Source organism: Formosa sp. F44, assembly GCF_056238645.1.
Genome location: NZ_JBWDLJ010000002.1, coordinates 917153 through 932999 on the forward strand (window position 1 = coordinate 917153; position 15847 = coordinate 932999).

General features: G+C 35.0%; 12 protein-coding genes. 3 read left to right on the top strand and 9 right to left on the bottom strand.

Features of this window, described 5'->3' with window-relative positions:
* Window positions 1-67: 67 nt before the first annotated feature.
* The 3 genes from AC0UBM_RS09015 to gcvP all read right to left on the bottom strand — a co-directional run bounded on the left by AC0UBM_RS09015 (window position 68) and on the right by gcvP (window position 4638).
* Complete coding sequence (locus tag AC0UBM_RS09015) at window positions 68-595, bottom strand: class I SAM-dependent methyltransferase (protein ID WP_475688399.1); 528 nt, start codon at window positions 593-595, stop codon at window positions 68-70.
* 30 nt (window positions 596-625) lie between these two features.
* Window positions 626-1684 carry a 3-oxoacyl-ACP synthase III family protein gene (locus tag AC0UBM_RS09020; protein WP_414036168.1) on the bottom strand — a complete coding sequence of 353 codons (1059 nt, stop codon included), beginning with the start codon at window positions 1682-1684 and terminating at the stop codon, window positions 626-628.
* A gap of 110 nt (window positions 1685-1794) precedes the next feature.
* The gene (gene gcvP, locus AC0UBM_RS09025) at window positions 1795-4638 is read right to left on the bottom strand and encodes an aminomethyl-transferring glycine dehydrogenase (RefSeq protein WP_475688400.1); all 2844 of its coding nucleotides are present in this window, start codon (window positions 4636-4638) and stop codon (window positions 1795-1797) included.
* 118 nt (window positions 4639-4756) lie between these two features.
* Here gcvP and AC0UBM_RS09030 point away from each other — a divergent pair, with 118 nt between their 5' ends.
* Window positions 4757-5593 (top strand): UbiA prenyltransferase family protein, encoded by an 837-nt coding sequence (locus AC0UBM_RS09030; protein ID WP_475688401.1) that lies wholly within the window; start codon window positions 4757-4759, stop codon window positions 5591-5593.
* Here the strand turns inward: AC0UBM_RS09030 and AC0UBM_RS09035 are convergent.
* The 6 genes from AC0UBM_RS09035 to AC0UBM_RS09060 all read right to left on the bottom strand — a co-directional run bounded on the left by AC0UBM_RS09035 (window position 5583) and on the right by AC0UBM_RS09060 (window position 13148).
* The gene (locus tag AC0UBM_RS09035) at window positions 5583-5843 is read right to left on the bottom strand and encodes a glycine dehydrogenase (protein WP_475688402.1); all 261 of its coding nucleotides are present in this window, start codon (window positions 5841-5843) and stop codon (window positions 5583-5585) included. The genes AC0UBM_RS09030 and AC0UBM_RS09035 overlap by 11 nt on opposite strands.
* A gap of 2 nt (window positions 5844-5845) precedes the next feature.
* The gene (locus tag AC0UBM_RS09040; protein ID WP_475688403.1) at window positions 5846-6400 is read right to left on the bottom strand and encodes a sigma-70 family RNA polymerase sigma factor; all 555 of its coding nucleotides are present in this window, start codon (window positions 6398-6400) and stop codon (window positions 5846-5848) included.
* A gap of 128 nt (window positions 6401-6528) precedes the next feature.
* Entirely contained in the window at window positions 6529-9048 is a 2520-nt protein-coding gene (locus tag AC0UBM_RS09045; protein ID WP_475688404.1) for a hypothetical protein, read from the bottom strand.
* A 216-nt stretch (window positions 9049-9264) separates the two neighbouring features.
* Window positions 9265-11298 carry a M3 family metallopeptidase gene (locus tag AC0UBM_RS09050; RefSeq protein ID WP_475688405.1) on the bottom strand — a complete coding sequence of 678 codons (2034 nt, stop codon included), beginning with the start codon at window positions 11296-11298 and terminating at the stop codon, window positions 9265-9267.
* Between the two features lie 172 nt (window positions 11299-11470).
* Window positions 11471-11950: a 5-(carboxyamino)imidazole ribonucleotide mutase gene (gene purE, locus AC0UBM_RS09055; RefSeq protein ID WP_475688406.1), complete on the bottom strand. Its 480-nt coding sequence runs from the start codon at window positions 11948-11950 to the stop codon at window positions 11471-11473.
* A gap of 43 nt (window positions 11951-11993) precedes the next feature.
* Window positions 11994-13148 carry a 5-(carboxyamino)imidazole ribonucleotide synthase gene (locus tag AC0UBM_RS09060; RefSeq protein WP_475688407.1) on the bottom strand — a complete coding sequence of 385 codons (1155 nt, stop codon included), beginning with the start codon at window positions 13146-13148 and terminating at the stop codon, window positions 11994-11996.
* A 163-nt stretch (window positions 13149-13311) separates the two neighbouring features.
* Here AC0UBM_RS09060 and AC0UBM_RS09065 point away from each other — a divergent pair, with 163 nt between their 5' ends.
* Window positions 13312-14421: an adenylate kinase gene (locus AC0UBM_RS09065; RefSeq protein ID WP_414036159.1), complete on the top strand. Its 1110-nt coding sequence runs from the start codon at window positions 13312-13314 to the stop codon at window positions 14419-14421.
* 66 nt (window positions 14422-14487) lie between these two features.
* Complete coding sequence (gene obgE / locus AC0UBM_RS09070; protein WP_475688408.1) at window positions 14488-15486, top strand: GTPase ObgE; 999 nt, start codon at window positions 14488-14490, stop codon at window positions 15484-15486.
* The last annotated feature ends 361 nt before the right edge of the window (window positions 15487-15847 follow it).

Below are 15847 nucleotides of genomic sequence, written 5' to 3' on the forward strand. Positions count from 1 at the left end.
TATGAAATTCAATATTTAAATCTTATATCGCAAAGATTACGATAGCTATTTTTATAAAAAGCAGATTTTACTTTGAAATCCGTTCAGCATAAACAATATAGTAGCGCGGCGTAAAACGCCTAAGAATAGGACGGATACCAATTTTATTTGTTGGGTTTGTCCATTTATGACGTGCTTTTATTTCCCAGCCAGCTTTTTCTAGTAACCAATCGAACTGCCAATCCTCAAATTCGTGGTAATGCCTATCCCGCATATCGGTTTTACTTCTATACGCTTCTGCAAACCATAATTTAAGAGGGACACTGGCAACTAACTTATCGGCTTTAATAGCTTTTAAAACCGTAAAAGGCGAAAGTAAGTGTTCGAAAATCTCGAAAGCGGTAACCACATCGGCATTAGAATGTGTTAATGCTGAGGTGTCAAGATCTAAATCTTCACCGGTTGTATTTTCAACTTTAAACCCATGGTCTTCCATGACTTTAGTAAACGGATTCACTACACCTAAATCTAACATACTCGACGCTTTTGGAACGTGCTTCTCTAAGAATTCAATGGTGTTCTTATAACGCTTATGTGGAAAATGGCTTTCGTACATACTATTCTTATTCCGCTTCTGCGGTGCTATTTAATATTTGTAAACTATGGCATTAATGTGCATTCCTGCACCAACGCTGGCAAATATAATAACATCACCCTTGTTAAGACTATGATTTTCTAATTTATTGTGTCTAACCATATCGAAAAGCGTAGGGACGGTAGCAACAGAGCTGTTACCTAAGTTACCAATAGTCATTGGCATAACATTATCTGGAATAGGCATTTTAAACTGACGGTAAAAACGTTTTAAAATAGCATCGTCCATTTTTTCATTGGCCTGATGAATAAAAATCTTTTTAACATCGTGTATGTCTACACCACTTTCGTCTAAACAAGCTTTCATCGCTGCTGGAACATGGGATAATGCAAATTCATAAATTTTACGACCATCCATTTTTATGTACTTCGTATCCGGATCTAAGTCAGGATTAAAAGATTTTCCAGAGGTTAGGTGAAACGCATTATCGAGGGTATAACTTTCGGTAATGTGAGATAAGATACCGCCAGCTTCATCTGTTTTTTCCAAAATACATGCACCGGCACCATCAGAAAAAATCATGGCATCACGATCGTGCTTATCTACCACTCTGGAAAGCGTTTCAGAGCCTATTACTAGACAACGCTTAGCGATACCTGCTTTAATAAATGCTTGCGCTTGCACAACGCCTTCAATCCATCCTGGACAACCAAACAGTAAGTCGTAAGCCACGCATTTCGGATTTTTAATGCGAAGTTTGTTTTTAACGCGTACGCTTAAACTTGGTAACATATCACTTTGGATGGTTCCAAACTTGATGTCTCCAAAATTGTGAGCGAAAATAATGTAATCTATAGTCTCTGGATCTATATTGGCGTTATCAATTGCCTTCTGAGCAGCAAAAAAACCAATGTCTGATGAAGTGTATTCTTCCTTGACATAACGACGTTCAGAAATACCAGTAATGGATTTAAATTTCTCAATTATGACAGCATTGTCATTTTCGAAGGGAGTTCCATCGTTATTTAGGAAAGAATGATTAAGAAAACTGTCGTTTTTTTGAACAAGAGAAGGTATGTAACTTCCTGTTCCTGTGATTTTTATGTTCATTAAAAAAAGATTGCCTTTACAGCATGTTTTATATCTATGAAGATACTGACATTTGCTAAAAAGGCAATCTTATTTTAGAGATAATTTACGATGTCCAAATCGTTATTTTATTACATATAATCCTCTATAGGCGCACATGTACAAATCAAATTTCTATCACCAAAAGCATCATCTACACGACGTACAGATGGCCAAAATTTATTAGTGCGTACATGTTCTATAGGGTAGGCCGCAATGTCTCTGGTATATGGAAGGTCCCAAGTGTTGGCGGTTAACATTTCTAAAGTATGTGGCGCATTTTTAAGGACATTATTAGATTCGTCTTTAGTGGCTTCATCAATTTCTTTTCTAATAGAAATTAGTGAATCACAGAAGCGATCCATTTCTTGTTTGCTTTCACTTTCTGTAGGTTCAATCATTAACGTTCCTGCAACTGGGAAAGAAACTGTAGGTGCGTGGAATCCGTAATCTATTAAACGCTTAGCAATATCTGTAACTTCAATTCCATGCTCTTTAAACGGTCTGCAGTCTACAATCATTTCGTGGGCTGCACGTCCGCATTCTCCAGAATATAACGTATCAAAATGACCTTGTAAACGGCTTTTAATATAATTCGCGTTTAAAATGGCTGCTTTAGTAGAATCTTCCAATCCTTTTGCACCTAACATTTTAATGTATCCGTAAGAGATTAAACATACTAAAGAAGAACCGTAAGGTGCTGCCGAAATAGATTTAATAGCTTTCTCGCCTCCAGTTTTTATAATTGGGTTTCCTGGTAAAAATGGAACCAATTGCTTGGCAACACAAATTGGTCCTACACCAGGTCCTCCACCTCCGTGAGGAATTGCAAAGGTTTTGTGCAGGTTAAGGTGACAAACGTCTGCTCCGATATTTCCAGGATTTGTTAATCCTACCTGAGCATTCATATTTGCACCATCCATATATACTTGTCCGCCGTTATCGTGAATAATCTGAGTCACTTCTTTAATTGCAGATTCATAAACACCATGAGTAGATGGGTACGTTACCATTAAACACGATAAGTTATCTTTATGCAATTCTGCTTTTTCGCGTAAATCGTCAACATCAATATTTCCTTCTGCAGTCGATTTTGTGACTACAACTTTCATTCCTGCCATAACAGCACTTGCAGGGTTAGTACCATGTGCAGACGACGGGATTAAACAAATATTTCTATGACTTTCTTCGCGAGATTCGTGATAGGCTCTAATTACCATTAAACCGGCATATTCTCCTTGTGCACCTGAATTAGGTTGTAAAGATGTTGCTGCGAAACCTGTAATCTCTGTTAATTGAGCTTCTAACTCTTTTAATACCGTTTGATAACCTTTTGCTTGTTCGATAGGTGCAAATGGGTGAATAGTTCCCCATTTCGCATAACTTAAAGGCAACATTTCTGCAGCAGCATTTAGTTTCATTGTACAAGACCCTAAAGAAATCATCGAGTGATTTAATGATAAATCTTTACGCTCTAACATTTTTATATAACGCATTAATTCAGTTTCTGAATGGTGCGTATTAAATACATCCGAAGTTAAAAATTCGGTTGTACGTTGTAGGTTTTTGTTAATGTTATTGGATTCAGAAATAGCGTCCAAAACAATAGGTTCTACTTTTATTGATGAAGCGAAAACAGCAATAATATCATTGATATCTGAAAGCGAGGTTGTTTCATTTATAGAAATAGTAACCGAGTCTGCATGCGGATAGTAGAAGTTAATAATTTTAGCTTCGGCAAGCGGTTTAATTTCGGCTGCATCTGCCTCGATATTTAAAGTATCGAAAAAGGTGTCGTTCTTTTGTTTAAATCCGATAGACTTTAAAGCTTCTGATAATGCAGATGCTTTATCGTGAACAGAATTAGCTATAAATTGTAATCCTTTTGGTCCGTGATATACCGCGTACATTCCTGCCATAACGGCAAGTAAAACTTGTGCGGTACATATGTTAGATGTTGCTTTATCACGTTTGATGTGTTGTTCGCGTGTTTGTAAAGCCATACGTAATGCACGGTTTCCATTCATATCTTTAGTCACCCCAATAATACGACCAGGAAGATCTCGTTTGTAAGCTTCTTTGGTTGCGAAATATGCGGCGTGAGGACCTCCATAACCCATTGGGATTCCGAAACGTTGCGTGGTTCCTACAACAACATCTGCTCCAAATTTACCAGGAGCTTCAAGTTTTACTAAACTTAAAATGTCAGCAGCAACAGCCACTTTAATATCAGCTTCATTTGCTTTTTCAATGAATGTTTTAATATCACTTACCAATCCATCTTTTCCTGGATATTGAAGAACAGCACCAAAGAATTCTGAAGAAAAATCGAATGTTGTTTCATCTCCAATAACTAGTTCAATACCAATCGGATTAGAACGGCTTTGTAACAAAGCTAAACTTTGAGGTAAAATAGCATCGGAAACAAAGAATTTATTAATTCCTTTTTTCTTCTGATCACGACTTCTTACAGCAAATAGTAAGCTCATAGCTTCGGCAACGGCAGTACTTTCATCTAAAAGAGATGCATTTGCTATTTCCATTCCCGTAAGATCGGTAATCATGGTTTGGAAATTTAACAACGCCTCTAAACGTCCTTGTGCAATTTCTGCTTGGTAAGGCGTATATGCTGTGTACCAACCCGGGTTTTCTAGAACGTTACGCTGAATAACTGCAGGAAGAATAGTTGGGTGATACCCTAAACCGATATACGATTTGAAAATATGATTTTGTTTTGATAATTCGTGAATGTGAGTTAAGTACTCATACTCGGTCATTGGTGCATCTAAATTAAGAGGCTTTTTTAAACGGATACCATCAGGAATAGTTTCGTATATAAGTTGGTCTAAACTGTCTACACCTATAGTTTGTAACATTTGCTGTTGGTCCGCATCTCTAGGACCAATATGACGCAATGAGAAAGCATTTGTATTCATCGAATTATAATTGTGTTTTGTGGCGCAAAAGTAAGGAATTTAGGGTGTTTGGCTATATGATTTTCTTAAGAATTTTGTTAAAGATTGCTGTTAATTTTGGATTATCTATTTTTGTGGCATGACGATATTCCAAAAGCTCTTTAAATTTTATCTAAACGCAAGTATTCATGTTGCTTTATCTGTGTTTTCGCTAGCGTGGATTACACTGTTAAAATTCGAATTACCTTTCGATGAGAACGTGTTATATTTTATATTTTTTGCGAGTATTACAGGTTACAATTTTGTGAAGTATTTTGGATTAGCGAAAAATCATCGTAGAGCCATGGCCAGCTGGTTGCGTGCTATTTTGCTTTTTACGTTCGTTAGTTTTATGTTAATGAGCTATTTTGCATTACAACTAGAGCTTAATACCATCTTAATATTATCTGGTTTTGGAGTGGTTACATTTATGTATGCCATCCCGTTTTTACCTCGTCGGTTTTTCGTAGATAAACATCAGAACTTAAGAAGTATAAGTGGCTTAAAAGTTTATGTAATTGGATTGGTTTGGGCAGGTGTAACTGTATTATTACCCTTAATTAACGAACACTATACCTTCGATTTAGATGTGGTTCTAACTTGTATGCAACGGTTTATATTTATAATCGCTTTAATGTTGCCTTTCGAGCTTCGAGATTTAAAATACGATAGTCTGAAGTTAGGAACAATTCCTCAGAAAATTGGAGTGCAACGGACTAAAAAATTAGGCGTTGTGTTGTCGTTAATTTTTTTCTTTTTAGAATTGTTTAAAACAGAATTAGTTGGGAGTTTTATTTTAATTCAACTTACAGTTGCTTTAATTTTAATTCTGTTTATATATTTTTCAACGGAATCCAGAAATGACGTGTATACATCGTTTTGGGTCGAGGGGATTCCAATAGTTTGGTTGGGATTAGAGCTATTGCTTACCCTTTAGCATTTTGCTTTTCAAGTTCTTTTTCAAAACATTTCTTCATTTCCGATTTCGATTTTGCATCTAAACATTTAATGTTTGATTGCTTTATCGACTCCGTTAATTTCATGTTGGTAAACATGTGTTTTTTGCACAGCGTACAGAAAACAATATGCATTTTAAACTTCAAGCGCTCCAAAAAGGTAGACTCGTTGTATTGAAACTTGTCACAGATGTGAGAAGCTTCGTCGCATGACAAAAATAATTTACTCATAATTAATACCAGTTTTTTTCTAGACAGCTTGAAAGAGATGTTCGCGCCCTATGTATTATAACCCATAAATTAGACGGAGTAATATTTAATTCATTACAAATAATATCTGTGTCAAAATTCTCTATAGTTTTCATCTTGAAAACTTGGGCTTGTTTAGTTGGTAATTTACCTAAACAATTATAAATGGCTTCGCTAAGTTCTGTGTTTTCTAAGACGTCTTCGGCGTTCATATAAGAATTGTCGGCAACGCGTTCTTCTAACCAATCGCCTTCGTCTTCGCTTTCTGTAGTATAGGACATGCGGACTTCAGCTTTACCTTTTTTAGAGTTTATTTTCCGGTAATGATCGATTATTTTTCGTTTTAGAATAGAAATTAACCAGGTGCGTTCACTGGCTTCACCTTTAAAGTTTTTCATGGATTTTAAACCTGCAAAAAATGTGTCCTGAACCAAATCTTTAGCAATTTCAGCATCACTAACTCTAGAAATAGTGTAGTTGTATAGATAGTCGGAGTATGAATCTATCCATTTGGTTGCATCAATCTTGTGTTCTGGCATAAAGTGAAATGTCGGTTTAACTCATCAAAAATAGGAAATCTATTTTATTAAAATATTAAAGTTTTTATAAGGTTTTAAAAATTAAAATGAAATTTACTATGATATTGACCTTGTTCTTTTGTTACAAATCACAATTTTTCAGTAAGATTAATAGTTTCTTGTTTGTAAATCAATGCGCCTTCCTGATTCATACCATTAACGGTCAATAGAATGTTCTTGTGTTGACCTTTGTGAATTTTTAAAATAGTTTCTCGGTTCGGTGCTAAAAGTACATTAGGTTTCCAGTCTAAAGCCTCGTAATATATCTTGGATTGCGTACTAATAAATTGCATGGGGAAATTAGAATACATTTGGTTAGCTGCAGTAAATCCTATATCTAAAGTGCTTTCTTGATAAAGGGGAGGGACAATGCTATCTGAGCTTCCTCCCTTTTTAGTATTTACATGTAGTACGCCATCGGTTCCTCTAAAACCATATCCGGCTCCCTGACTGTTAAAACTAACATTTTCCACCTGACTCATTCTTAATCCGTATAGAACATCATGGTCTATCATGGGCTGACCATCAAATATAAGTAGCATTTTTGGTGAAGGTGCATTTCCAGTACTATCAACTTGAGTAGCATATCCACCAGAAAAAGAGTTAGAACCTCTTGTTGAATTTACAATAACGGATGCGTTAATTACAGAAGCTGATATACCAGCTTGTCTGTTTAGGAAGTCTACAAGGGTCGAAAGGCGTTTATCTTGTTCCTCAATAATATATTGTTTTGTAAATCCAGCGCCTAGGGTATGTGGCTTATTGGGGTGTAAATCTACAAACTTTGGTTGTTTATTTTCTTTACCATAAAGTTTAACTTCTTCTAATTGTTCTGCATCTTTAAGAAATAATGGTTTTTGCAGATGATAAAAATTTTCGTCATTGCTTTTTAGAATTCGAGGTGTATTAGAATTATAATTTAAAACAATATCTTCTTTATAATTTATTTGGGTATTGTACACAAAGAAGCGAGCTTTTTGAATGCTTCCTGTTTTATCAATTAAAGCTAGGTTATACTTGGAATCTTTTTGCATCACTAAATTGTCGAACACGAACTTATTATCCTGTTGGAGGTCTACGACTTGTAAAATTGAATTAGTGGTAGAGGTTAACATGACTTTATAGCTTTCGTTTGCTATTAAATTAGCATTTACAGAACCCGCTATTTTAATACCGGTTTCAGGTTGAAAAAGTGGTTCAGCAGATTTAAAAGGATTTCGAGTTGTTTTAGTGGCATAAATTTGCGTAATCAAATCAAGAGTCTGCTTACTTAATGTGTCTGTATTAAATAATGTAGGAACAACATCTAAGTATGGTTCTAGCAAAAGGGATTCGCTAATATTTTTATTATTCTTATTTAATTTGCTTTCTTCAGGTACAATGGCAATACTTAGACGTGCAGGCCCGATACTTTTAGGCATTTTTACAGCGAGTTCCATGCTGTCGCCTACCACCGCTTGAGGTAAAATAGTTATTTCAAGGTCTTGTTTGGTTTTGTTAAAAAAATGGCGCTCTGCTACAGGTTGATTGTTTTGATTAAAAATACTAAGCGTATTTACACCATTAAAAAAATGATCTTCCGAAAAAGGTAATTTGTATTTAGTATATTTTTTGTTAATGACAACGGGTAACACATAACGTGCTTTTTGGTTTCGGTGTATTATGGCAAAAAACGTGTCGTTATGATATTTAGATAGCAAATCTTTAGAAAAATGTATGGTAAATCCAGCTTCTTCATCAGAACTTTGCAGATCATCATGCTCTTGTATGATAATTCCTGAGGTATTCGCAGAGGGAAGATCGAACTTAACAGCTTTGTTTTTGTAATTTACTTGGGCGGTGTAGCTGTGTTTTGGCTGGTAAACAAAACTCACAGAACCTAATCCTAAATGATTTGTGGACGATCTTGCAATGGCTTGACCTGACGTATTATCTATAATAAAAACAGGCAAGGCTTCATGAAGACTCAGGGCGTCACTGTTTAGTTTAAAGTTTATAGTATTTTTTATACCATTTAAAATCGTACCACTCTCGGGATAAAAGTCAATATTTAAGTCACCGATTTCACTAGTCAGTTCATTAACTGATGACGTGTTTTCTTGAACACCTTCCGGTTTTATATTAATAATTTGTAGTTCTCTGATGTATTTGGATTTAAAATTTTTGTTCCATTGGGTATCTACACTTAAATAATAAGTTCCAGAATTTAGAGATTCAGAAAGTTTTAAATCGCCATAAGCAATACCATCATTAGAATAAAACATGGTTTTCTGCAAAAGCATTTTGTTAGAATCGTAAAGGGCAATATGTAGGTTTACGGTTTCCAACATGGGTTTATTACTAAAATCGCTAACCACGTAAGCTTGCCACCATATTTTTTCTCCGGAGAAATACATGGTTTTATTTGTATGTAAGAAGAATTTTTCTTGTGCGTAGGTATTGAAATATTCTGGATTGTCTGAAGCTAAATCGGAATTAGACTTTTCTTGAGCAAATAAGCTTAGAGCGAGTAATGTGAAGGCAAAATTTATGACGTATTGAAAGGTTCTTTTTTTTGCGAGCATAGCAGTGTTTTTCTTCGTGTGTTTATCTAATTTAATAAAATTCATGATAATTTTATTAAATTATTTAAGTTAATCGATTAAAAACAGCTATTTGTCAGAGGTTTGTATGTAAAAGGAAGGAGAGTCGTTTTATATTATTTAATAGGGTTTATAAATATAAGAGCCAAGAATTTATATAATGCATATATATTCTTGGCTCTTGCGTTTATAATATGTAGCTAGTTAATTATAAGGTTTACACTAAAATGTAAAAGGGTGTAATTATTTGTTAATTAATCCAGCACGTCTTAATAAAGCTTCGGGTTGCGGTTCTTTACCTCTAAAGCGCTTGTATAAAACCATAGGGTCTACAGTACCACCTTGCGAAAGCACATTGTCTTTAAATCTGTTAGCGACATCTGTATTGAATATTCCTTCTTCTTTAAAATATTCAAAAGCATCTGCATCTAAAACTTCTGCCCATTTGTAACTGTAATATCCTGCAGAGTACCCTCCTTGGAAAATATGAGAAAACGCTGTGCTCATACAGTTTTCTGCAACATCCGGATATAATTTTGTGTTTTCGAATGCCTCCAATTCATGAGTTTTTACATTGTCTATTGCTGAAGGGTCTTGTCCGTGCCAACTCATATCTAATAATCCGAAACTAAGCTGACGTAAGGTTTGCATGCCTTCATTAAATGTAGCAGATTCCTTTATTTTAGAAACCAATGCCATAGGAATAACCTCGCCTGTTTTATAATGTGTCGCGAATAATTCTAATGCTTCTTTTTCGAAACACCAGTTCTCCATGACCTGACTTGGTAATTCTACGAAATCCCAAAATACACTGGTTCCGGATAGGCTAGGGTAGGTGGTATTCGCCAACATGCCGTGTAATGCGTGCCCAAACTCATGGAATAAAGTGGTGACCTCATTAAATGTTAATAGAGACGGTTTACTTTTTGTAGGTTTGGTAAAGTTGCACACTATAGAAATATGCGGACGACTATTTTCGTTGTTTTTAATGTATTGAGATTTGTAAACCGTCATCCATGCGCCATTACGTTTTCCTGCTCTTGGAAAGAAATCGGCGTAGAAAATAGATACTAAATCTCCTTTATCGTTGGTAACTTTATAAGTCGACACTTCTTCGTGATACTTATCTATAGTGTCTACTTCTTCAAAATGTAAACCATATAATTTTTCGGCAATTTTAAACGCTCCTTGGGTTACGTTTTCTAATTGGAAATACGGTTTTAATTTTTCATCGTCTAAATCGAATAACTTCTGTTTTAATTTTTCTGCATAATATCCAGAATCCCATTTTTCAAGACGGTCTATATTATCTAATTCCTTAGCAAAATCTTCTAAGTTTTTAAGTTCATTTATAGCCGCGGGTTTTGCTTTATCTAATAATTCGTTTAAAAACTCTGAAACATTTTCTGGTGTTTTAGCCATACGTTCTTCTAGTACAAAGTTCGCATGTGTTTTATAACCTAATAGGTTTGCACGTTCAAAACGTTTTTTAACAATGTTTAAAACTATGTCTTGGTTATCGAATTTGTTATTTCCAAAGCCTCTTTTTCCAAAGGCAATAGCCAGTTTTTTTCTTAACTCTCGATTATCTGCATAGGTCATAAACGGAATGTAACTTGGATAATCCAAATTAATAATCCATCCATCTTTGTCTTTAGACTCGGCCAATTGTTTCGCCGCTTCTTTTGCACCTTCTGGAAGTCCGCTTAAATCGTTTTCATCGGTAATATGCATTTCAAAAGCATTGGTTTCGGCCAATACATTTTCACCAAAACTTAAACTTAATTTACTTAAGTCTTTATCTATAGCACGAAGAGTTTGCTTTTTATCTTCGGCTAAATTAGCTCCGTTTCTAGAAAAACTTTTATACTGTTTTTCTAAAAGCATCATTTGTTCGGCATTTAAATGTAACGATTCTCGACTCTCGTAAACGGCTTTTACACGTTTAAAAAGTGCTTCGTTTAAAGTAATATCATTTCCAAATTCTGATAAGAGTGGTGATACTTCTTGTGCTATTTTCTGAATGTCGTCATTTGTTTCTGCAGAATTTAAGTTAAAGAAAATACTGGTGACGCGATCTAATTGTGCACCGGAAAATTCTAAAGCTTCAATGGTGTTTTTATATGTAGGGACTTCAGGATTAGAAGTTATGGCATTTATTTCAGCTTTAGTGTCTTCAATTAAAGTTGTAATTGCAGGTAAAAAGTCTTCGTTTTTTATCTTGGAAAACGGTGCTGTGCTAAATGGCGTTTGAAAAGGTTTTAAGAGAATATTCATTTTTTGAGCTGTTTTTCGTAAATAAATGTTAAAAAATGTATTAAAGCGCTGTATGAGTAAGAAATTATCATACATTTGCAAAGATTTTTTTCATAAAAGAGCTGGTTACTCTGAAAAAATTTATTGATTAATAGCGATAAAAAGCCTCTATTTATAGAGGCTTTTTTTGTGTTTATAAGTTTTTAGCAGTGTCTAATACAGCTTGCTTTAAACCTTCTTTATATTTTATAATTTTTTCGAGCACTTCTGCATTCGAACTTCCAATAATTTGAGCGGCTAATATTCCTGCATTTTTAGCGCCGTTAAGGGCTACTGTTGCTACAGGGACACCGCCTGGCATTTGTAAAATAGATAAAACAGAATCCCAACCATCTATAGAATTACTACTTTTTACAGGAACACCAATAATTGGTAATGGAGATAACGAAGCAACCATTCCTGGTAAGTGCGCAGCGCCTCCTGCTCCAGCAACAATAACTTGTATGCCACGTGTGTGTGCATTTTTTCCGTAATCGAATAATTTTTCTGGGGTACGGTGTGCCGAAACGATATCTACTTCAACTTCTATGTCGAATGTTTTTAAAATGTCTATTGCATCTTGCATAACAGGAAGGTCACTTTTACTTCCCATAATAACGCCTACTTTACTCATAATATATTGTATTTTGCATTAAAAATTAATGCTTTGTTTTTATTTATTCGGTGATAACTTGAATGCTGTTTTTTACGTTTTCGGCAATTTTTCGTGCCTCAGCAATATCTTCATTTACAATAGTAACATGTCCCATTTTTCTAAACGGACGGGTTTGTTTTTTACCATAAATATGTGGTGTTACACCGTCCATAGCCATAATGTTTTCGATGTTTTTATAGACCACATCGCCTGCGTGTCCTTCGGCGCCGACTAAATTTACCATAATTCCATTTAATTTATTCGCTGTATTTCCTAAAGGTAAATCTAAAACGGCTCTAACGTGTTGTTCGAATTGAGAGGTATAACTTGCTTCTATAGTTTGATGCCCAGAATTGTGTGGTCTAGGAGCGACTTCATTAATAATAATATCGTCCTCTTCTGTCTGAAACATTTCTACAGCCAATAACCCGACGTGATTAAAAGCATGTGCAGCTTTTAAGGCTACTTCGGTTGCTTTTTTAGCAACAGCTTCACTAATTCGAGCAGGACAAATTACATACTCTACTTGGTTGGCTTCCGGATGAAATTCCATTTCTACCACAGGGTAGGTTTTAATTTCTCCCGATGGATTTCTCGCCACGATAACTGCTAATTCGTTTTTAAACGGAATCAGTTTTTCGGTAATACACTCTACATTTGGTAAATGTTCAAGGTCTTTTAATTCACGAACAATTTTTACGCCTGTGCCATCATATCCAAATTGGGCGCTTTTCCACACAAACGGATAGTCTAATCCGCCGTTAGAAATGGCATCTTCAATTTCAACGGTGTAAGCAAAGCGAGAAAATGGTGCAGTTGGTAAATTATGATCTACGTAAAATAATTTCTGAGTGGCTTTATTCTGAATGGTACGTAATGTTTTAGAAGAAGGGTATACCTGTACGCCTTCTTTTTCTAAATCTTCAAGCGCATTAACGTTTACGTTTTCAATTTCAATGGTTAAGACATCCACTTGTTTTCCAAAGTTATAAACGGCCTCGTAATCCATTAAATCACCAATTTGAAATTCGTTACTACCTACTTTACAAGGCGCTTCTTCACTAGGATCTAAGATACAGGTGTGAATGTCGAATTTTCTGGTTTCAGTTAGTAACATTTTACCCAATTGACCACCACCAAGAATTCCTAATTTAAAATTTGAAGAAAAATAATTCATTATATTGCTTTTTTACTCGTGTTTTAGACGTAGCAAAAATACGTTTTAATATGAAATTAATTCTAAAATTAAGGAATCAATAGTATGAAACCTTTTTCTAAAACTAGATTATAGGTCTCATTTGATTATCTTTGCCAAGAATTAACGAAAATCAGGATATTTTATGATTAAACTTCATGACAAATATTTTAAGCCATTTATTTCTGCAAAGCAAATAGATGATGCTATAACTCGGATGGCAGAACAAGTGGCTGCCGATTTTGCAGACGAAGTTCCTGTTTTTGTAGGAGTTTTAAATGGTTCGTTTATGATTGTAAGCGAGTTTGTTAAGAAATATCCAAACCCTTGCGAGGTTACTTTTATTAAATTAGCGTCTTATGAAGGTGTAAAATCTACAGAAGACATTCAGCGTTTAATAGGATTAACTCAAGATTTAAGCGGACGTTCAGTAGTTATCCTTGAAGATATTATAGATTCAGGGCGAACGTTAGCAGAGATTCATCGTATTTTTAAAAATGAAAACGTTAAATCGCTAACTATTGCGACCTTATTTTATAAACCAACAGCCTATAAAAAGGATTTTAAACTGCACTATGTCGGTATAGAAATTCCAGATAAATTTATAGTTGGTTTTGGTTTAGATTACGATGGATTAGGTCGGAATTTACCAGAAGTATATCAAATAAAAACAACTCAACATATGACAAATTTAGTCTTATTTGGACCTCCAGGTGCAGGTAAAGGAACACAAGCAAATTTTTTAAAAGAAAAATACAATTTAGTACATATTTCTACGGGCGATGTATTTCGTTACAACATAAAGAATGAAACCGCTTTAGGAATGTTAGCCAAATCTTATATGGATAAAGGCGAATTGGTTCCAGATAAAGTAACGATTGATATGTTGAATGCTGAAGTAGAAAAAAATGCAGGTGCTAACGGGTTTATCTTTGATGGTTTCCCAAGAACAAATGCACAAGCCGCCGCTTTAGAAGAATTAATGAAGAGTAAGGATTCTGAAATTAATGCCATGATTGCATTAGAAGTAGAAGACAAAATATTAATAGAACGTTTATTAGAACGTGGTAAAACAAGTGGGCGTTCAGACGATGCCGACGAGTCTATTATCGCGAACCGTATTAAAGAATACTATTCTAAAACCGCGATATTAAAAGATTACTATTCTGCACAAGATAAATATTTTGGAGTGGACGGTGTAGGTTCTATCGAAGATATTACAGTGCGTTTAAGCAAAGTAATCGATACACTATAATTGATACGTATTATCAATTATATTTTTATAACATTTTAAAGACTTTATTATAAAGTCCAAGTAATTATGACTGAAGGAAATTTTGTAGACTACGTGAAAATCCAATTAACCTCCGGAAACGGTGGTAAAGGATCTACGCATTTACATCGTGAGAAGTATATCACAAAAGGAGGTCCCGATGGGGGAGATGGTGGTCGTGGAGGTCATGTTATTATTAGAGGTAACGATAATTTATGGACACTTTTTCACTTAAAATTTAAACGTCATTTACGTGCTGGTCACGGAGGACATGGAAGTAGCGGACGTAGTTCCGGTGCCGATGGTGAAGATGTGTATTTAGATGTGCCATTAGGAACGGTGATTCGTGATACCGAAACCAATGATGTGCTTTTCGAAATTACAGAAAACGGAGAAGAGCGTATTGTTAGTCGAGGTGGAATGGGAGGTCGTGGAAACTGGCATTTTAAAAGTTCCACAAACCAAACCCCGCGTTATGCGCAACCGGGTATGCCTTTAGAAGAAAAGTATGTAACTCTAGAGTTAAAATTGCTTGCAGATGTTGGTTTAGTTGGATTCCCTAATGCTGGGAAATCAACGCTATTGTCTGTAATTACGTCGGCAAAACCAAAAATTGCAGATTATGAGTTTACGACTTTAAAACCTAATTTAGGAATTGTTGAATATCGCGATTTCCAAACTTTTGTAATGGCCGATATTCCAGGTATTATTGAAGGTGCTGCTGAAGGAAAAGGACTAGGATATTATTTCTTAAGACATATAGAACGTAACTCGACGTTACTGTTTTTAATTCCTGCAGATGCTGAAGATATTACGAAGCAATATGAAATTTTGTTAGATGAATTAAGACGTTATAATCCTGAGATGTTAGATAAAGACCGTTTGGTTGCTATATCTAAATGCGATATGCTGGATGACGAGTTACAAGCAGAATTACGCATGGAACTTGATAAAAATCTAGGTGTAGAATATATCTTTATTTCATCGGTTGCACAACAAGGAATTACAGAATTGAAAGATAAACTTTGGAAAATGTTGAACGTTTAAGTCGAAGTTTTTCAATATAGAGTATAAAAAAAGGGGCTGTTAAGGCTCCTTTTTTGGTTTGTAAAGTTTTATCTGAGTTAGATGTGAGATGCAGAAACGAGTTCAGCATGACGCTAGTTTGTAGTTTAAGTTCTAATTAATATTCAGCGTCGTCACCCTGAATTTATTTCAGGGTCACACCTGAGTAATCAAATTCGAGTAATCACATCCGAGGTAGATGTGAGATGCTGAAACGAGTTCAGCATGACGCTAGTTTGAAGTTTAAGTTCTAATTAATATTCAGCATCATCACCCTGAATTTATTTCAGGGTCACACCTGAGTAATCAAATTCGAGTAATCACATCCGAGGTAGATGTGAGA

Coding starts and splice junctions, on each gene's coding strand:
- AC0UBM_RS09060 (WP_475688407.1), bottom strand. CDS start 13,148: ATGAATTATTTTTCTTCAAATTTTAAATTAGGAATTCTTGGTGGTGGT.
- AC0UBM_RS09065 (WP_414036159.1), top strand. CDS start 13,312: ATGATTAAACTTCATGACAAATATTTTAAGCCATTTATTTCTGCAAAG.
- AC0UBM_RS09030 (WP_475688401.1), top strand. CDS start 4,757: ATGACGATATTCCAAAAGCTCTTTAAATTTTATCTAAACGCAAGTATT.
- AC0UBM_RS09040 (WP_475688403.1), bottom strand. CDS start 6,400: ATGCCAGAACACAAGATTGATGCAACCAAATGGATAGATTCATACTCC.
- AC0UBM_RS09020 (WP_414036168.1), bottom strand. CDS start 1,684: ATGAACATAAAAATCACAGGAACAGGAAGTTACATACCTTCTCTTGTT.
- purE (WP_475688406.1), bottom strand. CDS start 11,950: ATGAGTAAAGTAGGCGTTATTATGGGAAGTAAAAGTGACCTTCCTGTT.
- AC0UBM_RS09050 (WP_475688405.1), bottom strand. CDS start 11,298: ATGAATATTCTCTTAAAACCTTTTCAAACGCCATTTAGCACAGCACCG.
- AC0UBM_RS09015 (WP_475688399.1), bottom strand. CDS start 595: ATGTACGAAAGCCATTTTCCACATAAGCGTTATAAGAACACCATTGAA.
- AC0UBM_RS09045 (WP_475688404.1), bottom strand. CDS start 9,048: ATGAATTTTATTAAATTAGATAAACACACGAAGAAAAACACTGCTATG.
- obgE (WP_475688408.1), top strand. CDS start 14,488: ATGACTGAAGGAAATTTTGTAGACTACGTGAAAATCCAATTAACCTCC.
- gcvP (WP_475688400.1), bottom strand. CDS start 4,638: ATGAATACAAATGCTTTCTCATTGCGTCATATTGGTCCTAGAGATGCG.
- AC0UBM_RS09035 (WP_475688402.1), bottom strand. CDS start 5,843: ATGAGTAAATTATTTTTGTCATGCGACGAAGCTTCTCACATCTGTGAC.